The organism is Paenibacillus campinasensis (genome assembly GCF_002272015.1).
In the GTDB taxonomy this organism is placed as follows: domain Bacteria; phylum Bacillota; class Bacilli; order Paenibacillales; family Paenibacillaceae; genus Paenibacillus_AQ; species Paenibacillus_AQ campinasensis.
In genome coordinates, this window is record NZ_NPBY01000003.1 from 67,125 (window position 1) to 87,170 (window position 20,046).

The following is a 20,046-nucleotide window of genomic DNA, read 5'->3' on the forward strand; positions in this document are numbered from 1 at the left end:
CTCCAATCGGCAAGCGGAAGGGTACTCCGAAGGTTCACCTTCGGGACGTTAATCGTCGCATTGTATATTTTAGCAAATGGTGGCTGTACATGCACTTCTGGGCGACTGCCTACATACAATGAAAGGACCGAGAAACCGTGCCGATCTAGGACCGGTTGCATTGTATTTTCGCAGGAGGTGTCCCCAAGTGCCTGGATTGTTTACCGCCATTGCATTATTTATCAAAGAGTTGACCCTGCTCGTATCGTACGTGAAAAACAATGCGTTTCCCCAGCCTCTGACCGAGGAAGAGGAGGCTAAGCATTTGCAGCTAATGGCCGAAGGCGATCCCCAATCACGCAACAAGCTGATTGAGCATAACCTTCGGCTCGTGGCGCATATTGTCAAAAAATTCGACAATACTGGCGAGGACCTCGAAGACCTAATCTCCATCGGAACGATTGGACTGATCAAGGCGATTGAAAGCTTTCGCCCGAACAAAGGGACCAAGCTGGCTACGTTTGCCGCTCGCTGTATCGAAAATGAGATACTTATGCACCTCAGATCACTTAAGAAGACACGAAAGGATGTTTCTCTGCATGATCCGATCGGGACGGACAAGGAAGGAAATGAGATCACCTTAATCGATATCCTTGGCAGTGAAGCGGATGATATCGTGGATGCCGTACAATTGAAAATCGAGAAAAGTAAAATCTACAGAAATCTCGACATATTGGATGACCGAGAGAAGGAAGTGGTCATCGGACGCTTCGGACTGGAAGCAGGCGGGGAAGAGAGAACACAGCGAGAAATCGCTAAGGAGCTGGGCATTTCAAGGAGCTACGTGTCGAGGATTGAGAAGCGTGCACTTATGAAGCTGTATCATGAGTTTTACAAGCAGAAGAAATGAATGTTCAATCAGGCACGACAAGGAACGAAACGAGATAACATTCATGGACAAAGAATAAGCCCCGTCAGGGGCTTATATCATTTCAATTCTTAAACATCCTAAATATTAATAATCCGAATGTTCGGTGCCCAAAATATGGAAATTACCCCCACGTTTAGTTCGACGATTACGTAACTCTGCGCAGCGATGCCAGACGACGGAGTAGGGTAGGGGGACCGTAAGTCACGGTACGGAGAAGCATCGGTGCAGCAACGCTGCCCACCATGCCGAATATTTCGGAGTGCAGTCCCTTCTTCCCAATGACATATCCGCAGAACCCGCCGATAAACTCAATGGAAACATACCGCGTTAGGCTGGATAACGACACCACGTAGACAACAAATTCATCGTTTCTCCTCGTTCTCATTCCGCTCCCCTTTGTGTTTGTATCGTTTTTTTCACAGCACTCAGCATTCGATATTTTTCATGCCATTTTATGTCCAGCCTGCGTGCGGTATTCATCTGAATGTCCGATTTTCTCCCAAAAAATTACCCTCCTTGTCCGATGATGGACAGGAGGGTCGTTTCATGAAGGATCGGATTCGTAAGACGCCTGTTCTGCATCAAGCTCAGGCTGAAGGATTTGATCCTCGGAGGGGAAATCCCGCTGCTGCTGTTTATGCAGACTTCGATTTTCATAGTCAAAGCGGTTCGGCGGTCGTTGATCGACCCTCCACGGTGTGCTCTTGCCGAGAGATTCGGCGGTGATGCTGGATCCGAAAGGTCCTTCCGGGAATTCCTCGGCCGTAAGGTCGTTGCGCTGGGATTCCACGGTGGACAGATCGGTGTAACGATCGCGGTCTTCCTTCTTGAAAGGGCTCATGGCAGCGACTCCTTCTGCAGGATATGTCGGTAGTGTGCCCGGTAAAAAGGGGAAATATGTCCCAAGTCATCCCCGTGGAGCATGATTGTATGATTAGACGCCCTCATCCGGCGACAATCGCCCCGCCAGCAATTTATCGACTGCCGTGCAGCACGGTGCGAGTCGCGGCTCCCCTTACTTTTACACCAGTCCAGCTGCTCCGAACACCTTGTCAAAGGCTTGGCGCGACTTGGCTGCCAGCTCCTCCGGCGAGCCTTCCGGCGCCGCAGCTGTCAGTATTTCCTGCGTTACCGGCCCGTTATATCCGATCGTGTCCAAAGCCTGGAGGAATCCAGTCAGATCAATAACCCCTTCGCCAGGATATAAGCGATCATTATCGAGGACATCCTGAACAGGAACATCTCTGGCGTCATTGATATGTACATGGACGATTTGCTCCGGCTTCAGGCTGTGAATATCCGCCACTTCCATTTCGTTGGTATGCCAGTGAAATGCATCGAGCAGCAGTCCTACATTCGGTGCGTGAATCGCATCGATCCAATCAAGCGTCTCCTGCATCGTCCAGATAAAAGGATGTTTCCACTGGGTACGGAGGTGGTGCGGACCCACAAATTCAAGGCCAAGCCGGATGCCGTAGGCACCAAGAATCTCAGCGCATAGACGCAAACGCTTGGTTGCCTGCGCCATGAAATGCGCTGCCGGCAAATCCGTGGACGGAAGAATGTACGTGCAGCAACGGGTGCATCCGAGCGCCGCTGCAGCAGCAGCCTCGGCAGGCAATGCCGCCAGTCCTTCGAGAAATTCGCGGTCTCCTTTACGCCATTCTACCGAGAGGCCGATGGCTCCAATGCGGATATGCCGCTCTTCAAGCAGAGAAAGCGCCTCGTCTGTACCCAGGCGATCGACAAGTCCTTTAGCGCTTACATCCACAACGGAAAAATGATAGCGGGAGGCCAGTTCAATCAGCTGTGTGTCGCTTTCCAATTTCCCCAAACCTGCTCCTGTCAGTCCTTGTTGCATCGTTATCGACTCCATTCATGATTAGAATTGATTAAAGATCACACCGAAACATCAGGCTGTCTCCAACAGTATAAAACCAAGCGGAGCAAATGAACAGGGTTATGCTCACATTCCACTAAGCCATTTTAATCGCTGAGGCGATTCATACGGGGCATAGCTTGAGTTGTGATCGTTCTTGAATTTGGCGGCCGGGACAGGGATTGGGCGCACAATGACGAATAAGGAGTTGGGGCGGCTAGAAAAGCTGAATCATGAGCATACCGGGATTTTGCCATGCGGACAGGCTTGTTGCTGTCCCGATCCCTAACATCATAATCCAGTCGTAAAGGAGCTTATAACCGATATGAACACAATCAAGCAGCGAAAGCTGGAGCTGGACAATTGCAGACCGGAACCGACCATGGATACAGAGACGTTAACCCGCTTCTGGGATGAAGCGCTAACCGGATATTCCGGCAAAATGCTAGATATCGTGTTAACCCCTGAAGTGACCCCTTATTCCGCCATGGACGTATCCAAAGTCAGCTATCGGGGATATGATGACACTCCGATTCATGCATGGTATATCAGGCCGAAATCACGCGCGGAGGAAGAACGCCGCATTCCATGTATCGTGACATTTCCGGGCTATACCGGGGACAAGGGATATCCCGAGCGATATGCGCACTGGGTGCTTCTTGGTTATGCGGTGCTTGCGGTCGATGTAAGGGGACAGGGCGGGGAAACCGGCAATCTGCTGCCGATGGACAGCGGCGTTGTCAAAGGATGGATAACGCAGGGCATTACGGATATTCACCGTTCTTACTATATGGCGATTTCTATAGATGCTGTGCGGGCAATCGACACAGCAGCGGTCCTGCCCGGGGTTGATCCGGATCGAATTGCTGTAGCGGGCGGCAGTCAAGGCGGTGGCCTGTCATTGATGTGCGGAGCCCTCAGCGGGAAGGTTGCTGCGATCGTAGCCGATATTCCGAACATGTGCCGCATGGATTATGGCGTGCTGCACTCAGCAAGTTCATTGAGCGAGGTGGCGGGTTACATTAAAAGATTTCCGGATCAACTCGATGCCGTGCTTGAGCATTTGGCCCATTTTGACATGCTGAACCTGGGGCCCCGGATCAAGGCGCCTGTGCTCGTGTCGGCTGGGTGGAAGGACACCGTCTGCATGCCTGAGACGATATATGCCGCATACAATCGAATACAGGCCCCGAAGGAAATGAAAGATTATCCATTTTCGGGGCATGAGGTGAACGAGTATCAGAAGCGGCAGGCCGTTCAATTTTTACAAAGCGTGCTGGGATAAGTGGATAGGGTGTGGGTGTGTCGGTTACAACAGTCCCTGATGTCATTATTATGTTATAATATATGACACAATAAGAATAATTGTTAACTTTTTTGACGTTATAGTATTGACATCACGCTGATACTGTCTATAATTAAACCCAAGGATGATGTTTCTTGATGAACACCCGAATACCTACCCCGGTCAATGTAATAATATATTACACATAAGGGATGTTGAATAATGACAACGGCAGGCGAACTCAAACAGGACATTTTGAGGGTTTACAACGCGATAAATAAGAAAATATTTAACGTGGGTGTAAAGCAGCAAAAGGTCGACTTCGTCGGCAACAAAATCATTATTGTGTCAAGGAACAGTCGAGTCCCCGTCCTTAAACTGCTGGATGAGAATTACCCCCTCTCTACCCGGCAGTTGGACCACCTTTTATTTCAATTGTTGAAACAGGAGATCAAACAATCTTTTGAAACGCAGTTTAAATTGAATATCATTACGATTCTTAAAGATTACGATGCAGAGACCGAATACTCCGGTACCATCGTGTTCTTGGAGAAAGACGTGGAAGCTTATCTGAACGACAAGCCCGAACTCTGAGAGGAGAGCTGGCCAATCGTCAGTTTGGTACCCATATGCACTTCGTTGCATTTTGGGACTGGACTGGCGATTTTTTTATACCCATATTGTCAACAAACTCACTATACGATCAAAAGGAGGACGCATAATGAGTCACAAAATCGAGATTTCCGGTGTCAGCAAATGGTTTCGCAGAGACGGTCAAGAGATTCCTGCCATGAGGGAGACAAGCCTCTCGATTGAAGCAGGGAGATTCGTCAGCATCATCGGGCCCAGCGGATGCGGCAAATCGACGCTGTTCAATATTATCGCCGGGCTCATGCCGCCCTCCACAGGCAAGGTGCTTGCCGACGGGGAGAACATTGTGGGCAAGACCGGCTATGTCGGCTATATGCTGCAGAAGGATATGCTTCTGCCTTGGCGCACTATTCTGGACAATATCATTTTAGGCATGGAGATTCGGGGAGTTCCATACAAGGAAGCGACCGAGCGGGCGCTGCCGTTGATGGAGAAGTACGGGCTGAAAGGCTTCGACAAGCATTATCCACGGGAGCTTTCCGGGGGAATGAGACAGCGGGCTGCGCTGCTTCGGACATTGCTGTATGACCGGGATATTATTTTGCTGGACGAGCCTTTTGGGGCGCTGGATGCGCAGACGAGGCTGACGATGCAAAACTGGCTGCTGCAAATCTGGGCCGATTTCGGCAAAACGGTGCTGTTTGTCACCCACGACATTGATGAAGCAATTTATTTATCTGACGACATCTATGTGTTCTCTTCCAGGCCGGGGAGAATCAAGACCAAGATTACCGTTACAATGGAACGCCCGCGAAAAACCGAGGATATGACCTCCCCGGCATTCATGGATTTAAAGCATCATTTGCTGGATTTGCTGTCTGCCGGACATGACGAGGAGCAAATTTCATAAAAGGGAGAGAGATTGCCGATGGAAACTGCACGTAAGGAAGCTTTTATCGTTCATGCTGTTGCACCGGCGGAAACGGTGCCGGAAACGTCTGTGAGGCCGGAGGTGGTGCCCTATATTCTGGATGAAGAGGCGATCGCGCGCGCAAGAAGCAGACGAATTGTGTGGGGACGCTTTGCCGTTGCCGTCCTTATCTTTCTGGTCTGGGAAGTGTTTACGCGGATCGGTTGGCTGGATTCCTATTATTGGAGCAGTCCGAGCGCCATTCTAACGACCACCTGGACTCAGATCACGGAGGGGTCGCTGCTGGGGGATATTGCTTATACGTCAGGCTCGACCTTGCTTGGATTTGTGTTTGGCACCTTTCTAGGCGCGCTGCTCGGGTTGTCATTCTGGTGGTCCAGGTCTTATGCGGGCATCAGTGAGCCGTACCTGATCATTCTGAACGCCATGCCGAAGCTGGCGCTTGCGCCTGTGCTGGTCATCCTGCTGGGGATCGGATTTTTCTCCAAAGTTGCGCTGGCCTTCTCCATGACGGTGGTCGTATCCGCGCTGTCTGCCTACAGCGGTGTGAAAAGCGTTGACCCGGACATGGAGAAGCTGATGTACTCTCTGGGCGCGAAGCGGCATCAGGTGTTCGCGAAGGTGGTCGTTCCATGGTCGATGCCCTGGATCATTAGCAGCTTGCGCATTAACATAGCGCTTGCCCTCGCTGGCGCCATTGTCGGAGAGTTCATCGCCTCCAGTCAGGGTGTCGGACGAATGATTATGTATGCAGGAACGATTCTGGACATCAATCTGGTGTGGGTGGGCGTCGTGGTGCTGTCGCTGTTGTCCATGCTGATGTACTGGGGTGTGGTCGTTCTGGAGAAATGGCTGTCCAAAGGGCTGGCCAAGCAGTAGACAACCTATGCTCAGACTTGCCTTCACAAGCATGGCGACGGATTAATCCATTTAATTAATCAAGGGGGATTCCTATGTACAAAAAGATGACGAAGCTGCTGCCGCTGTTACTTGCCATGATCATGATTGTAAGCATCCTTTCCGCCTGTTCGGGCGGGAATGCGGGCGGCAGCGCGAACGCCGCTTCGGACGGGGGCAAGCTGAGGAAGCTTGTGATCGCTGAACCGCTTCACTCCACGGGTTATTTGCCGCTCTATGTGGCGCAGAGAGAAGGATATTTTGAGAAGAGAGGACTGGAGGTTGAGGTTATTCAGGCTGCAGGCGGGGCCCACGTAGCGGCGGTTGTCAGCGGAGACGCCTGGGCGGTGATCGGCGGCACGGAGTCCAACGCGCTGGCGAACAACAACAATTCGGACCCGATCATTTCGGTTGTGAATGTGGTGAATCGGGCCAACGTCTATCTTATGGCTAAAAAAGGGACAGGCCCGGCCGGAAGCTCGCCGGAAGAGCTGAAAGCTTTTCTCCAGGGCAAAAAGATTAACGCCGGACGTCACGGTGGAACTCCGAATTTGCTCACCCGGTATTTGCTTATCCAGCTCGGGCTTGATCCGGAGAAGGATGTACAGCTGCTTGAGCCGGCTGATGCTTCGACCGTTGTCACGATGGTTCAACAAGGGGCAGCCGATATCGCCAACGGGGCTGAACCGCAGATCAGTGACGGCATTGCGAAAGAGGTATGGGACGAGCCGTTCTATAAATTTCATGATCTCGGCGACTTCTCGTATTCCGTGCTTAGCGTGAAGAAATCCACGATTGAGAAGGAGCCGGAGACGGTGCAAAACTTTACCGACGCGATTATCGAAGCGCTGCAAGCGGTACAGACGGACAAGGAGCTGGCCAAGCGCAATTTGAAGGCCGAATTTCCTACGTTGTCTGACGAGGCCATTCAGGCATCCCTGGATCGTGCATATGAGGATCATCTGTGGAGTCTGGACGGAATGATCTCGGAGACGGCTTTGGACACCGACATGGATGTTATGATTCAGACCGGCATTTTCAAGGGCGACTATACGTATGACGGGCTGGTAGATATGCAATTTGTGGAACGATCCGGCCAATAACGATTGCCATCCTATCCTGCGCTCTGATGGGGCGAAAACCTTTCGAAATGGAGATGACTTTATCCGATGAAATCATTAAACGAACTGCTGTTAAACAGTAAAACGGCCGTCGTTGTCGTGGATGTGCAAAATGATTACTGCCACCCGGAAGGGGCTTTGCCCCGCGCCGGATGTGACATCAGCGGCATACCGGGGATGATCGGGCAGCTGCAGAAGCTGCTGATATCTGCGAAGGAGCACCAAGTTCCGGTCATTTATATTCAGACGCTTCATGAACCGGCAACGGACTCTGAAGCGTGGACAACCCGTTCCTCCGGGCGTTCTGCGAGCGTATGCCGGGTGGGCAGCTGGGGGGCCGAGTTTTATGAGGTGACACCAACGCAGGATGACATTATCGTCAACAAGCATCGGTACAGCGCATTTGTAAACACACGTCTCGACTCGGTGTTAAAAACGCTCAAGATTGAAACATTAATTATGACGGGCGTCAGCACGAATGTATGTGTAGAATCGACCGCCAGGGACGGTTTTATGCTTGATTATCATATTGTGTTGGCCGAGGATGCCTGTGCCTCATACTCCCGAACAGCACACGAGATGACAATGGAGAATATCGCAGGCTATTTTGGCAGCGTGTGCGGAGTACAGCGAATCGTGGATGTCTGGGCTGACAAAGCCCCGGAGTATCGCGAGTCAATGTCACTCTCCCGCTGACAGAAGGCGTTGGAATAGAAGCGACGGATGGATAAGCTCTCTTTAAATTTTAAGGGAGCTTTTTGTTTGAACCAACACATGAATGATCCATATTGAATAACAAAGCTGGTGAATCAAGATGAATAGCAGGACACAGCGGCTTGCGCAATATACGATATGCATGGGGGCGTTTCTATCAAATTTGTCGGCAGGGATGTTTAATATTGCGCTTGTTGATATCGCAGGCTCCTTTGCAACGACCATTTCATCCGCTCAATGGATTGTGACCGCGTATCTGCTGGTCATTTCCATCCTTCTGCCCGTAATGGGCAAGCTCGGAGATAAGATGGGCAGGCGCGTGATTCATAACGCAGGAGCGTTTCTGTTTATGGCCGGATCGGTCTTCTGTGCGCTATCCCCTTCACTGAATGGCCTGATTGCTGCAAGAGGGCTGCAGGGAGCGGGGGCCGCGATGTACCAGGCTACCAATATGGCGCTGATCGTTTCTGCTTTTCCAACCGCGCAGCGGGGTAAAGCGCTCGGGTTAATCGGCACCTTTGTCGCAGCGGGTTCTATGATCGGACCGAGCCTCGGAGGGGTTCTCATTCAGTGGTTCTCCTGGCGCAGCAATTTCTGGATGCTTGCTGTGCTTGCGCTTGGGATGTGGATATGCGCACAGCGCTTCATCCCGAAAGATGAGCCGGATGGGGAGAGCCGTCTGGACGTGCCGGGGGCCATATGGTTTGCCGTCTCCCTGACAGGACTCGTTACGGCGGTCAATATGGGCGCGCGCTGGGGTTGGGGGTCCTGGCAGGTTTCCCTGCTGATCCTCCTGTTTCTTGCCGGGGCTTGCGGTTTCGTCGGCTGGTGCCTATCTGCTCGCTGGCGCAAGGAAGGGCGCAGGGAGCGTCCCTTTATCAAGCTGGAGCTGTTCCGGGATGCCGGAATCAGCCTCGGCATATTGACAACCATTATCACTTATATGGCTGCTTTTGCGGCCCAGCTGGCGCTGCCGATATTTCTGCTTGGGGACCTCGGTATCGCCCCGGCTATCGCTGGCCTGATTATGGCGGGATATCCGTTATCTCTCATTATTGTCTCGCCTCTATCGGGCAGTTTGTCAGACAGGCTCGGCACCTTCCCGCTGCTTAGTGCAGGACTGTTCATGATGACAATCGTTTTGATGGCGCTCAGTTTTGTGTCAGCTTCCTATCCTTTAATTGTTCTTATCTTGCTGATTGTCTTGCTAGGGGGATCGATGGGAACGATAACCCCGCCGAACAATTCCCTTGTGATGAACCGGGCTGCCCAATCGGATCTCGGGCTAATCAGCAGTCTTCTGGCCCTTTCCCGCAATCTGGGCATGATGTTCGGAACAGCCGCCGGAGGCGTGCTGCTGTCTCAGTATGGGGGCGCTGACGGCGCTGTCGGGATGCGGATGATGTTTGCGCTGACGACCGGGCTCGTAGCTGCGGTTCTTGTTGCGATTGTGCTGTCCTTTCGGCTGGCCAGACATAAGGAGCTTTCTTCTTCATCCTAGGCAGTGGACAATATACAAAGAAGACCATCCGGCAAAAGCCGGATGATCTTCCAAGTGAACGATGTGGACGGCTAGCGAGGATCAAGCCCGTTCCAAAATCGTATTCAGTGTGGTGCGGTCAAGCCCTTTGACAAGCTTGATCAGCAGCTCTCTGGCCGCCTCGTAATCATCGGTATGGATAATCGATGAGGACGTGTGAATGTATCTGGAGCAGATGCCGATGATGGTAGACGGCACGCCGATACCGCTCAGGTGTACCTGGCCGGCATCCGTTCCGCCCGGAGATACAAAGTACTGATATTTGATCTTGTGTGTCTCGGCAGTATCCTGCACGTATTCGACCATCCCGCGATGGGTCAGCATAGTCGGGTCGAAGATGCGAAGCAGCGCGCCTTGCCCGAGCTGGCCGAACTGGCTTCTGTCACCCGTCATGTCGTTTGCAGCACTGGCATCGAGTCCGAAGAAAATGTCCGGCTGAATCAGATTGGCAGCGGTGCGGGCACCGCGAAGCCCAAGCTCTTCTTGAACCGTAGCGCCAGCATAAACGATGTTTGGCAGCTGTTCGCCATGAAGCGCTTTGACCAGCTCGATGGCCAAACCGACACCATAGCGGTTGTCCCATGCTTTGGCCATAATCTTCTTCGGATTTGCCAGCGGCGTAAATTCGCAGATTGGAACAATCTGCTGGCCCGGACGAATGCCGAATGATTCGGCTTCCGCCTTGTTGTCAGCGCCGATATCGATATACATCGACTTGATGTCAACCGGTTTGCTGCGCTGAGCTTCATCCAGCAAATGGGTCGGCGTCGATCCGACCACCCCGATGATCGGTCCATTGTCCGTTATAATTTGCAGACGCTGGGCGAGAATGGCCTGGCTCCACCAACCGCCCAGTGGCTGAAAGCGGATCATGCCTGCCTCGGTAATGCCGGTAACCATAAATCCGACTTCATCCATATGGCCTGCGACCATGACCCGCGGTCCTTCCTCCTTCCCTCTCAATACGGCGAACAGACTGCCGAGGCGGTCCTGTACGAACTCGTCGGTGTAGGGGGAGAGGGCGTTCTTCACCCAAGCCCGAAGCTCGCGCTCAAAGCCCGGCGCTGCCGGGAATTCGGTCAATGTACGGAATAGCTCGCGTGTCGATTCATTCATTCTATGATTCGCTCCTTCGTATAAAGGTATGTATAATCTGCATAGTTCTAGTATGCCCCCGGCACGTACAAATGTCCACCTGACGACGATATGCCATGGCGGCTTTGAGGGCATACATACGATTACCTTCGTCATGACACTCCGCGAGAAAGGAACGGCGCGAACCCTGTTCATGAACACTTTGAACAAGCACCCGATCCCCTGAGCGGGAATACGATATATGGACCACTGCTTTACTTGGATCTCGGAGGGAAGGGACAGGACTGACTATGGGCCAACATTCAGGGGATGTGTGGGAACGGCAAGCGGATGTGAGAGATCTTCTGCTCATCGTGGTGCTCTTTATATTATTGGTTATTTTGCTGCTGTATGTATTGATTTAACCTGGTAAATAACGATGTCTGAAAAACAGTGTCCAGCCTTCGCTGGGCGCTGTTTTGTTGTATGCGGCTACCGGCTATGGGGAGACGCGCTAACACCGGGCGATTTCAGGCCGTTTAAATGGACAAAATTATCGAACAGGCGGTAGGGAGCGCCTATTATAAACCGCCAGTTTGTGCCAAAACGGGAATGAATATTGGCAAGCAAGGACCATTTTCCAAACATAAAGGAAGATCATTCAAAGCATAATGATGACTAGGATATCCTAGCTATTTCGCCGGATCCTTTCGTGCGAATCAAATCACATTCCGGAGGTGCGTTCATAATGTCTGACTCCAATCAAGCATCCCAGTCAAGCTTAAGCCAGATGAGCTCGGATGAATATAAAGCCATTGCCAAAAAACACGAACCTTCCCGACCGGTCATTCGAAACTGCATTCGGGCGTTTCTGGTCGGAGGTCTTATTTGCTTGATTGGTCAATGCATTCAGGAGTTTTTTATGTCGGTGTTTGACATGACCACCAAAGAGGCAGCCAGTCCGACCGTGGCGGTTCTTATTATTATCTCCGTCATTCTGACCTGCTTTGGCGTGTATGACAAAATCGCCCAGTGGGCGGGTGCAGGCAGCGCTGTGCCCGTGACCGGATTTGCGAATTCCATGTGTTCCGCCGCTTTGGAACATCGTTCGGAAGGGCTGGTTCTGGGTGTGGGGGCCAAAATGTTTAAACTGGCTGGTTCCGTTATTGTATTCGGTACAGTGGCTGCTTTCATTATCGGCATCATCTATGCCCTGCTGGGCTTCGGTGGAAGGGGGTAAGCGGACATGAAGGTAACCGGACAGACATGGGAATATGAGAACAAACCGGTCATTATCGGAACAGGCACCATTGTAGGTCCTGAGGAAGGGGAGGGGCCGCTGGCCGAAGATTTTGATTATGTCTACGATAACATTCGGATCAATGAGAAGACTTGGGAGAAGGCCGAGCGGAGACTGCTGGAAGAAGCCGCCCGAAAGGCTGCCGAGAACGCTGGAATCACGGAAGACGAAGTTCAGTTTTTTGTTGGCGGAGACCTGATGAACCAGATTATTAGCAGTTCATTTGCCGCCAGACAGATGGGCGTGCCTTATCTGGGCGTGTTCGGCGCATGTTCGACCTCGATGGAAAGCCTGGCCGTTGCGTCCATGATCGTGGATTCGGGCGGGGCGAAATATGTTATGGCCGGCACGGCAAGTCATAACTGTACGGTTGAGAAGCAGTTCCGATATCCGACGGAGTACGGTTCCCAGAAGCCGCCCTATGCGCAGTACACCATTACCGGCGCAGGCTGCTCCGTGGTATCTGATCAGGGCGACGGTCCCTCCATAACGCATGCGACGATCGGCAAGGTGATGGACCTTGGCATCAAGGATCCGTTTAACATGGGTTCGGCCATGGCCCCGGCGGCAGCGGATACCATTACGAAGCACTTTAAGGACACAGGGCGCAAAGCCTCCGATTATGATCTGATTGTAACCGGTGACCTGGCTTCGGTTGGCTTGCCGATTGCCAAGGATCTGCTGAAGCAGAACAACGTTGTGATGGACGGAACGATATTTGATGACTGCGGCCTGATGATCTATGACTTGACCAAGCAGAAATTCGTTAACGCCGGCGGCAGTGGCTGCGGCTGCTCAGCCGTGGTTACGTATGGTCATATTCTGAAGCGCATGCGAAAAGGGGAGCTGAAAAGAGTGCTTGTCGTGGCTACAGGAGCGCTTCTGTCGCCGCTTTCTTATCAGCAGGGGGAGACGATTCCTTGTATCGCGCACGCAGTAGCATTAGAGATGGGAGGTTAACGAGATGCAATTTTTATGGGCCTTTATTGTCGGCGGCCTCATCTGCGTTATCGGGCAGCTCATGATGGACCTTATCAAGCTGACGCCGGCGCATACGATGAGCACGCTGGTCGTTGTCGGAGCGATTGCCGATGGCCTCGGCTTGTACGATCCGCTCGTGAAATTTGCGGGAGCCGGCGCATCGGTACCCATCACCAGCTTCGGCAACTCGCTTGTCCATGGCGCGCTGACCGAGCTGGAGAGGGACGGATGGATCGGTGTTGTCACAGGGATATTTGAGGTGACTAGCGCGGGGATATCCTCCGCGATTATCTTCTCCTTTATTGCCGCCCTTCTGTTTCGCCCAAAAGGTTAAGAACTTTTTCTTGAAGCCTTCGGTGAAGCTTTCGGGAAGCCGATTTGCCAAACATGATCCGGCCAACATATCGTTCAAAACTGAATTGCCGAACATAGCACGAAAGCCCTGGTATGTTAAACCAGGGTTTTTTGCTGTGTATTAAAGGAATTTGGCTGTGGACGGCGATAAATAACGCACTTGAATGTACTCCGGCATCCCAATCATGTACAATAGTACTAAACCATCTATTTATTCCCTACAGGAGGTTAGTCATACATGCCCGTAAGCCAAGAATCCATGAAAATCATTTCCTCGGTGCGATCCAATCTGGAGTCGTGCCTGCTAGGCAAAGAATTTGAGATACAGCTGCTCCTCACAGCGCTGCTGGCTGGCGGCCATGTTCTGATCGAGGATGTACCTGGAACCGGCAAAACCCAGCTCATCAAAGGGCTTGCCAAATCGATGCAAGGGGATTACAGAAGAATCCAGTGCAACCCGGATATTCTTCCTAGTGATATTACAGGGGTGTCCGTGTTTCATCCGCGTGATGAACGCTTTTATTTCCGGCCGGGCCCCGTGATGACCAACATTCTTCTGGCCGATGAAATCAATCGTGCCACCACGAAAACCCAATCCGCTTTGCTGGAAGTCATGGAAGAGCGCAGCGTAACTGTTGATGGCGAAACCCATGCGCTTCCGCATCCGTTTATGCTATGTGCAACCCAGAATCCGATTGACTTTGAAGGTACGTACATGCTGCCAGAAGCGCAGCTGGACCGCTTCATGCTGAAGCTGAGTCTTGGCTATCCTGATGCCGCAACCGAGAAGGAGCTGATGGTTCGCTCGCGTGAAGGACAGCTGACGGACAAGCTTGCACCGGTCACTCATATGGAAATGATAGCGGCCATTCAGCATGAGATTCGTGAGGTATACCTCGGAGATCCTGTGGCTGATTATTTGTTGAATATAACCCGCGCTACCCGTGAACATCCGGCTGTGCTGCTCGGGGCCAGCCCGAGAGCTACGCTATCGTTCATGAACGCGGCCAGAGCCTATGCTTTCCTGCAGGAGCGCGATTACGTGCTTCCTGATGACGTCAAGACCCTTGCCCCTTACGTCCTTTCGCACCGGATTATGCTGCGTCCGGAGTCCAGGCTGGATAACACCAATGCCGAATCGGTGCTTCAATATATTTTGCGTCAGGTGAAAGTGCCTGTACAGATGGGGAAATAGCATGCGTCGTGCGGTTTTCTTATTACTGAAAGGGATGCAGCCGTCCAAACTGGCAGCGGTGTTGGCGGTATGGGGCATTTGTTTGCTGTACGTGCTCTTTCAAGGCGGCAAAACCTCGCTCATGCTGTTCTCTATGGTAAGTCTGCTTGCGATTTATATTATCGGTGCCGGGTTCGGCGGAGTTAATCGCGTGAAAGCCTCACGCAGCGTATCCGGCACAGGCAACCGGGAGACGCTGCGCGCCGGGGAGCAGGTGCGCATTCAACTGAACGTGAACGTGCCGGGCCTGCTGCCGATGCCCTACCTCATTATCCGCGAAGTGCTCAAACGACATAATGGCGACACCTGGTCCTTTGAGGACAGTGTCATTCCCAACTTTCGCGGTGAAGGGCGTCTTACATTTCAGACCCCCTCTCTGGAGCGGGGGAGATATGCCTTCTCCAATACCGAATGTATCAGTGAAGATATTTTCGGACTGATGGAACACCGGGGGCGTATCGAGGTGGCTACCGAATTCCGCGTTCTGCCGCGGACGATCCATATTCCGGACTGGCAGCGCAGCATTCGCAACTCCAGGCTTGGTGGCACACAGACGACGATCTCGTCTTCACGCCGGGAGACGACACAGATCAACGGCGTCCGGGATTATGTATACGGCGATCGGATCTCGCGGATCCACTGGAATGCAACTGCCAAGACAGGATCGTGGAAGTCGAAGGAGTTCGAGCATGAGTCTTTTCCGAAAACGATGATCGTTCTGGACTGTACCGCCTCGAGCTATGAGCATTCGCAGCAATTCGAACTGGCGGTATCCGCTGCAGCCTCTCTGATCGAATATACGGGCCGCGAGCATACAGGAACAGGCTTGTTCACGGCGGGCCAGGAGCCGAAGCTGTTTCCGCCAACCGATAACAAGGGCGACCGGATGCGCATGATCCAGCATTTGGTGGACGTAGATAAAGACCGTAAGGGCGATCTTATTACCGTTTTGGAGAAATCATATCGTCATTTTCCTAAAGGCGCCCTGTTTATGCTGATCAGTCCGATGACAGGCCGGGAAGCTGTAGAGGTGCTGCGCTGGGCTGAGACGAGGGGCATGAATCCTTGTTTCTTGCGAATCGAAAGCGCGAATCAGGCGTCTGCGCCGGATGAAACGCTGCAGCTGCTGAAGACGCGGGGGATATCCAGCTACGCCACTTCGACACTGGAGGGGCTTTCTGCCGCACTAGGAGGTGGTGTCACGTGAAGCTATGGGTGGACAAGCTGTCGTCAGTATTCTTTCAGGGGCTGACCATGCTGTGGATATGGATCATTGGCATGCAGTGGGTATCCTTTACGGAAACGATCTGGCTGGATGAGACGACAGCAGTCGTTATTGCAGCGTTGTCCATTACAGCGATCATTGAAGCTTTGATACCGGCAACGTTCGTTTTAAGGATGCTGCTGCAGGTGGCACTCATCGCTTTCTCCGTCCACAGAATTCTGGATGCTCACGGGTTGCCTGTGCCAACGGACATGGTGAGGGGCTTGCTGTCGGACGAAGCATCGTATCTGTTGCCTTACTTGTGGTTTGCGCTGGCGGCGTGGGCGATCGTTCTGCTCATCGTTAGGCTGTCGGACAGCAGAAGAAAGATTCTAATGATCATTGCGATCAACGTCATCAGCTTTACGATACTCGATTCTTTCACCCATCTTGAGCTGTGGGATGAAACGGCATGGATTGCCGCTGCCGGCATGGGCTGGCTGGTGACAAGCCATTTCAATAAATTCAGGGCGCGGTTTCCGCAAGGTTGGCGTCATCTTTCCAAGTCTCCGTTCAAGATTATCGCCAACATCCTGGTTATCTTTTCGTTAATTATATTGGCCGGGGTGAACATGCCCTATGTTCAGCCAACACTGACAGACCCGTATACGGCGTGGAGGGAACTGAGCGGATCACCGCTGTCGGGTACTTCTACAACAGGCACCGGATCTTTGCTCGAAGTGCCGACGGAAAGCACGTCCGGGTATGGCCGGGAGGACAATAACCTCGGGGCTGGATTCAACTTCGACTACTCACCTGTTATGACAGTGAGCTCTGATGAGCGGAGCTATTGGCGAGGAGAGGTCAGAACGCAATACTCAGGGACCGGTTGGGCAGACGGAGGCGGGCGCAGAGGCGGTTCGGATGTCCGCCTGAACGATGACCTGCAAGGCGATTTGTCCACGACGGTATCAACGAAGAGCGTTCAGCAAACAATAACGATGCTGAGCGATGATGTCTATCCCGTATTATTTGGGGCCTACGCCGTTTCTCGCATCGACAGCATGGATGCCGATGTCGACCCTGACTTGCTGCGCTGGGTGCCTGAAGGATCGGAGCTTCACATGAGGAGCCAGCAGCGTTATCCGAAGAGCTACACCGTGACATCGGAAATTCCGGTAATTCCTGTGGAAGAGCTAAGTAAACGAACCTATGAGGAGCTGTATTCAGGCTCGGTGGACGATGCTTATTTGCAAATCCCGAGGAATTTTCCGGACCGGGTAGAGCTGCTCGCGGAAGAGGTAACCGCTGCGGGGCAGACGCCTTATGAGAAAGTGGTGCTGCTGCAGGATTATTTGCAATCGAATTATACCTACACCAACTCGCCGGATCTGTCCCGCAAGCAAAGTCCCGACTTTGTGGAAGGGTTTCTGTTTGAAATCCGGGAAGGCTATTGCGACTACTTCTCAACCTCGATGGTCATGATGGCCAGATCGCTGGATATTCCTGCACGCTGGGTGAAAGGCTACGCACCGGGAAGCGTGTCCATTCAAGAGTTCATGCCGATGGATGGGATGGTCAGCATGGATCCTGGCATGTACACGGTCACCAATGCCGATGCGCATTCCTGGGTGGAAGTGTACTTCGGGGAGTACGGCTGGATTCCAATTGAGGCTACGCCAGGTTTCAGCATGCCGATTCTGACTAGCATGGAGGAATCCGAGCCGGTCATTTCGGAGGAGCTGCTGGAAGAGGAGGAGGCTCTGGAAGAGTCTGCACCGGCTGCGGCACCAGAGCAGGCATCCTCCGGCCTTATGAAATGGATTGTGATGATCGCAGCGGCAATTATCGCCCTGTGGGGGGCCTACATTCTGTGGAGAATGAAGCTCGATCTGCGTTTCGCAGGCGCACGCCTGAAAGCAGGCAAGCCGCTGACACCAGCGGACAAGGTGATTGCCGAGACGGAACGCTGGCTGCGCTTTGTCCATCGGAGAGGGCTTGTGCGCGAGTCACATGAAACCTTGCGGGAATCCATCATGCGCTGGGCGGATACGTATCCGACACTTCGGACTGAACTGCATCCGCTGTTGCGGAAGTTTGAGTCCGCCCGTTACAGCCCTGCCCAGGTGCAGGAGGACGAGTGGCGCGCCGTCCAGGAGCAGGCTGATCTGCTCAAGAAATCGATGAAGAAAGTCAAACTTATTTAAATAAGACCGCCCGGGTTTCCGAAACTGTCGGAATGCCGGGTGGTCTTTTGCTCGAATACAGCGCCTGGGGTTGAAATGAGCCAAGATGTTTTTTTACTAAGGAACCGGAATATGGTATAGTTTTTCGTATGAAATTGAGGTGACGTATCTTGTTTGAAATGCTTGTGCCCAAGCTCCGCGTAAACACCGTGTTTGATATTGATCTGGAGAAGCTCTATCAGCAGGGTTACCGCGGCATCATTACGGATTTGGATAATACGCTTGTCGGTGCGAAGGCGCCGCTGGCTACACCTGAACTGGTTGAATGGTTCAAGAAGGTGAAGGAGATCGGATTCCAGCTGATTATTGTGTCCAATAACCAACTGGAGCGCGTGTCGAAGTTTGCGACGCCGCTGGATATTGAATTTGTTCACCAAGCGCGCAAGCCGACCAATGCGCCGTTCCGCAAAGCGATGACGATGATGGACCTGCCTGCGGACCAGACGGTGGTGGTCGGAGACCAGATGCTGACGGACGTTTATGGCGGCAATCGATTGGGATTGTTTACGATTCTCGTCATGCCGATTGCCATTGGTGACGAAGGCTGGTTCACACGCCTGATCAATCGCCGGATCGAGCGGATCGCATTGACGCGGCTCCGCAAAAAGGGATTATGGTTTGAGGAGGAAAAGAATACATGACAGAGCCTTGGAGCGGACAAGACATCAAGAAATGCAGCGGCTGCGGCATTCGTCTTCAAAGTACAGCGCAGGGCGAGCCGGGATATTTGCCGGATAAGGCCTGGGAGCGGGAGCCGGTCATCTGTCAGCGCTGTTTCCGGATTAAAAACTACAACGAGGCATCTTCCGTCGCGGTGGATCAGGATGAATTTTTGCGGCTGCTGGGACAGATCGGCGGCAAGAATGCGCTCGTTATTCATATTGTGGACCTGTTTGATTTTGAGGGGAGCATGATATCGGGGTTGCAGCGGTTTGTTGGCAATAACCCGGTCATTCTGGCTGTTAACAAAACAGACCTTCTTCCGAAGGTGACCAACTGGAACAAGGTGCTCAACTGGGTACAAAAGAGCTGCAAGGAGCATGGCCTGAGAACGGTTGATATCGTGCTGTGCAGCGCCAAGAAGAACCAGGGCTTTGATCGGCTGCTGGAGTCGGTCGCAGCCCGCAGAGGAGACCGGGATGTCTATGTCGTGGGGGCTACCAATGTAGGCAAATCCACGCTGATCAACCGGCTGATCCGGGATTACAGCGATCTGGATCAGGAGCTTACGACATCGCGTTATCCGGGGACGACGCTCGATATGGTCAACATCCCGCTGGATGACGGAAAATTCATCATTGATACACCGGGGATCGTATACCCGTGGAGATATAGCGAATTGGTGAGCCGTGAGGATCTGGGCGCGATCATGCCAGAGAATCCGCTCAAGCCGATGGTTTATCAGCTCAATGAAGGGCAGACGCTGTTCTTTGGCGGGCTCGGACGGTTTGATTTTGTACAGGGGGAACATCAATCGTTCACCTGCTTTGTGAGCGGAAGGCTGAAGATTCATCGCACTAAGCTGGAGCGGGCGGATGAGCTGTTCGAAGAACATGCGGGTGAGCTTCTGTCTCCGCCGACGAGAGAGCGGCTGGCCGAGATGCCGGAATGGACCCGACACGAGCTTCGGATTCCGAAGGGATCCCGTCTTGATGTGTTCATGTCCGGTCTTGGCTGGGTTAAGGTGAACAGCGATCAAGGCGCGCTCGTAGCGGTTCATGTGCCGCGAGGCGTCAAGGTGCTGCTGCGCCCGTCCTTGATCTGACAGCAGGATGGAGACGGTTA

At 52.7% G+C, this 20,046-nt stretch carries 21 protein-coding genes; 17 read left to right on the plus strand and 4 right to left on the minus strand.

Going from position 1 to position 20,046, the window contains the following annotated elements; translation table 11 throughout:
• Positions 1–187: 187 nt before the first annotated feature.
• A complete protein-coding gene (gene sigK / locus CHH67_RS00655) occupies positions 188–889 on the plus strand; it encodes an RNA polymerase sporulation sigma factor SigK (protein WP_095263048.1) in 702 nt (233 codons plus the stop codon).
• A 166-nt stretch (positions 890–1,055) separates the two neighbouring features.
• Here sigK and CHH67_RS00660 read toward each other — a convergent pair whose 3' ends face one another.
• From CHH67_RS00660 to CHH67_RS00670, 3 genes are all read right to left on the minus strand, one after another.
• On the minus strand, positions 1,056–1,295 hold the full coding sequence (locus CHH67_RS00660) for a hypothetical protein (protein WP_095263049.1): 240 nt from the start codon (positions 1,293–1,295) through the stop codon (positions 1,056–1,058).
• A gap of 159 nt (positions 1,296–1,454) precedes the next feature.
• Positions 1,455–1,751 carry a hypothetical protein gene (locus CHH67_RS00665; RefSeq protein WP_095263050.1) on the minus strand — a complete coding sequence of 99 codons (297 nt, stop codon included), beginning with the start codon at positions 1,749–1,751 and terminating at the stop codon, positions 1,455–1,457.
• A 180-nt stretch (positions 1,752–1,931) separates the two neighbouring features.
• Complete coding sequence (locus CHH67_RS00670) at positions 1,932–2,771, minus strand: sugar phosphate isomerase/epimerase family protein (protein ID WP_095263051.1); 840 nt, start codon at positions 2,769–2,771, stop codon at positions 1,932–1,934.
• A gap of 343 nt (positions 2,772–3,114) precedes the next feature.
• Between CHH67_RS00670 and CHH67_RS00675 the strand changes: the two genes are divergently transcribed.
• The 7 genes from CHH67_RS00675 (at position 3,115) to CHH67_RS00705 (ending at position 9,829) form a co-directional block, all read left to right on the plus strand.
• On the plus strand, positions 3,115–4,074 hold the full coding sequence (locus CHH67_RS00675; RefSeq protein WP_095263052.1) for an acetylxylan esterase: 960 nt from the start codon (positions 3,115–3,117) through the stop codon (positions 4,072–4,074).
• Positions 4,075–4,296: 222 nt separating this feature from the next.
• Entirely contained in the window at positions 4,297–4,668 is a 372-nt protein-coding gene (locus CHH67_RS00680; RefSeq protein WP_095263053.1) for a Na-translocating system protein MpsC family protein, read from the plus strand.
• Between the two features lie 127 nt (positions 4,669–4,795).
• Positions 4,796–5,575 (plus strand): ABC transporter ATP-binding protein, encoded by a 780-nt coding sequence (locus CHH67_RS00685; protein ID WP_095263054.1) that lies wholly within the window; start codon positions 4,796–4,798, stop codon positions 5,573–5,575.
• Positions 5,576–5,593: 18 nt separating this feature from the next.
• On the plus strand, positions 5,594–6,475 hold the full coding sequence (locus CHH67_RS00690; RefSeq protein WP_095263055.1) for an ABC transporter permease: 882 nt from the start codon (positions 5,594–5,596) through the stop codon (positions 6,473–6,475).
• A gap of 74 nt (positions 6,476–6,549) precedes the next feature.
• On the plus strand, positions 6,550–7,596 hold the full coding sequence (locus CHH67_RS00695; protein ID WP_095263056.1) for an ABC transporter substrate-binding protein: 1,047 nt from the start codon (positions 6,550–6,552) through the stop codon (positions 7,594–7,596).
• A 66-nt stretch (positions 7,597–7,662) separates the two neighbouring features.
• Complete coding sequence (locus tag CHH67_RS00700; protein ID WP_095263057.1) at positions 7,663–8,310, plus strand: cysteine hydrolase family protein; 648 nt, start codon at positions 7,663–7,665, stop codon at positions 8,308–8,310.
• Between the two features lie 118 nt (positions 8,311–8,428).
• Complete coding sequence (locus CHH67_RS00705; RefSeq protein WP_095263058.1) at positions 8,429–9,829, plus strand: MFS transporter; 1,401 nt, start codon at positions 8,429–8,431, stop codon at positions 9,827–9,829.
• Positions 9,830–9,910: 81 nt separating this feature from the next.
• On the opposite strand, the gene CHH67_RS00710 is transcribed toward CHH67_RS00705, so the two are convergent.
• On the minus strand, positions 9,911–10,984 hold the full coding sequence (locus tag CHH67_RS00710) for a M42 family metallopeptidase (RefSeq protein WP_095263059.1): 1,074 nt from the start codon (positions 10,982–10,984) through the stop codon (positions 9,911–9,913).
• A 501-nt stretch (positions 10,985–11,485) separates the two neighbouring features.
• Here CHH67_RS00710 and CHH67_RS27005 point away from each other — a divergent pair.
• The 9 genes from CHH67_RS27005 to yqeH all read left to right on the plus strand — a co-directional run bounded on the left by CHH67_RS27005 (position 11,486) and on the right by yqeH (position 20,026).
• Entirely contained in the window at positions 11,486–11,614 is a 129-nt protein-coding gene (locus CHH67_RS27005; RefSeq protein WP_280523025.1) for a hypothetical protein, read from the plus strand.
• A 76-nt stretch (positions 11,615–11,690) separates the two neighbouring features.
• Complete coding sequence (gene spoVAC / locus CHH67_RS00715; RefSeq protein ID WP_095263060.1) at positions 11,691–12,182, plus strand: stage V sporulation protein AC; 492 nt, start codon at positions 11,691–11,693, stop codon at positions 12,180–12,182.
• Between the two features lie 6 nt (positions 12,183–12,188).
• Complete coding sequence (gene spoVAD, locus CHH67_RS00720) at positions 12,189–13,202, plus strand: stage V sporulation protein AD (RefSeq protein WP_095263061.1); 1,014 nt, start codon at positions 12,189–12,191, stop codon at positions 13,200–13,202.
• 4 nt (positions 13,203–13,206) lie between these two features.
• On the plus strand, positions 13,207–13,557 hold the full coding sequence (gene spoVAE / locus CHH67_RS00725; protein WP_095263062.1) for a stage V sporulation protein AE: 351 nt from the start codon (positions 13,207–13,209) through the stop codon (positions 13,555–13,557).
• A 258-nt stretch (positions 13,558–13,815) separates the two neighbouring features.
• A complete protein-coding gene (locus CHH67_RS00730; RefSeq protein WP_095263063.1) occupies positions 13,816–14,772 on the plus strand; it encodes an AAA family ATPase in 957 nt (318 codons plus the stop codon).
• A 1-nt stretch (position 14,773) separates the two neighbouring features.
• Positions 14,774–16,018, plus strand: coding sequence for a DUF58 domain-containing protein (locus tag CHH67_RS00735; protein WP_095263064.1), 1,245 nt, complete (start codon positions 14,774–14,776; stop codon positions 16,016–16,018).
• Complete coding sequence (locus CHH67_RS00740) at positions 16,015–18,222, plus strand: DUF4129 domain-containing transglutaminase family protein (protein WP_342351944.1); 2,208 nt, start codon at positions 16,015–16,017, stop codon at positions 18,220–18,222. Before CHH67_RS00735 ends, CHH67_RS00740 begins: the two co-directional genes overlap by 4 nt.
• A 149-nt stretch (positions 18,223–18,371) precedes the next feature.
• Positions 18,372–18,902 carry a YqeG family HAD IIIA-type phosphatase gene (locus CHH67_RS00745; protein ID WP_095263065.1) on the plus strand — a complete coding sequence of 177 codons (531 nt, stop codon included), beginning with the start codon at positions 18,372–18,374 and terminating at the stop codon, positions 18,900–18,902.
• Positions 18,899–20,026 carry a ribosome biogenesis GTPase YqeH gene (gene yqeH, locus CHH67_RS00750; RefSeq protein ID WP_095263066.1) on the plus strand — a complete coding sequence of 376 codons (1,128 nt, stop codon included), beginning with the start codon at positions 18,899–18,901 and terminating at the stop codon, positions 20,024–20,026. Before CHH67_RS00745 ends, yqeH begins: the two co-directional genes overlap by 4 nt.
• Positions 20,027–20,046: the final 20 nt, after the last annotated feature.

Excerpts from the sequence above, each read along its gene's own strand:
- CHH67_RS00660 (WP_095263049.1), bottom strand. The coding sequence starts at position 1,295 with ATGAGAACGAGGAGAAACGATGAATTTGTTGTCTACGTGGTGTCGTTA.
- CHH67_RS00665 (WP_095263050.1), bottom strand. The coding sequence starts at position 1,751 with ATGAGCCCTTTCAAGAAGGAAGACCGCGATCGTTACACCGATCTGTCC.
- CHH67_RS00670 (WP_095263051.1), bottom strand. The coding sequence starts at position 2,771 with ATGCAACAAGGACTGACAGGAGCAGGTTTGGGGAAATTGGAAAGCGAC.
- CHH67_RS00675 (WP_095263052.1), top strand. The coding sequence starts at position 3,115 with ATGAACACAATCAAGCAGCGAAAGCTGGAGCTGGACAATTGCAGACCG.
- CHH67_RS00680 (WP_095263053.1), top strand. The coding sequence starts at position 4,297 with ATGACAACGGCAGGCGAACTCAAACAGGACATTTTGAGGGTTTACAAC.
- CHH67_RS00685 (WP_095263054.1), top strand. The coding sequence starts at position 4,796 with ATGAGTCACAAAATCGAGATTTCCGGTGTCAGCAAATGGTTTCGCAGA.
- CHH67_RS00690 (WP_095263055.1), top strand. The coding sequence starts at position 5,594 with ATGGAAACTGCACGTAAGGAAGCTTTTATCGTTCATGCTGTTGCACCG.
- CHH67_RS00695 (WP_095263056.1), top strand. The coding sequence starts at position 6,550 with ATGTACAAAAAGATGACGAAGCTGCTGCCGCTGTTACTTGCCATGATC.
- CHH67_RS00700 (WP_095263057.1), top strand. The coding sequence starts at position 7,663 with ATGAAATCATTAAACGAACTGCTGTTAAACAGTAAAACGGCCGTCGTT.
- CHH67_RS00705 (WP_095263058.1), top strand. The coding sequence starts at position 8,429 with ATGAATAGCAGGACACAGCGGCTTGCGCAATATACGATATGCATGGGG.
- CHH67_RS00710 (WP_095263059.1), bottom strand. The coding sequence starts at position 10,984 with ATGAATGAATCGACACGCGAGCTATTCCGTACATTGACCGAATTCCCG.
- CHH67_RS27005 (WP_280523025.1), top strand. The coding sequence starts at position 11,486 with ATGGACAAAATTATCGAACAGGCGGTAGGGAGCGCCTATTATAAACCG.
- spoVAC (WP_095263060.1), top strand. The coding sequence starts at position 11,691 with ATGTCTGACTCCAATCAAGCATCCCAGTCAAGCTTAAGCCAGATGAGC.
- spoVAD (WP_095263061.1), top strand. The coding sequence starts at position 12,189 with ATGAAGGTAACCGGACAGACATGGGAATATGAGAACAAACCGGTCATT.
- spoVAE (WP_095263062.1), top strand. The coding sequence starts at position 13,207 with ATGCAATTTTTATGGGCCTTTATTGTCGGCGGCCTCATCTGCGTTATC.
- CHH67_RS00730 (WP_095263063.1), top strand. The coding sequence starts at position 13,816 with ATGCCCGTAAGCCAAGAATCCATGAAAATCATTTCCTCGGTGCGATCC.
- CHH67_RS00735 (WP_095263064.1), top strand. The coding sequence starts at position 14,774 with ATGCGTCGTGCGGTTTTCTTATTACTGAAAGGGATGCAGCCGTCCAAA.
- yqeH (WP_095263066.1), top strand. The coding sequence starts at position 18,899 with ATGACAGAGCCTTGGAGCGGACAAGACATCAAGAAATGCAGCGGCTGC.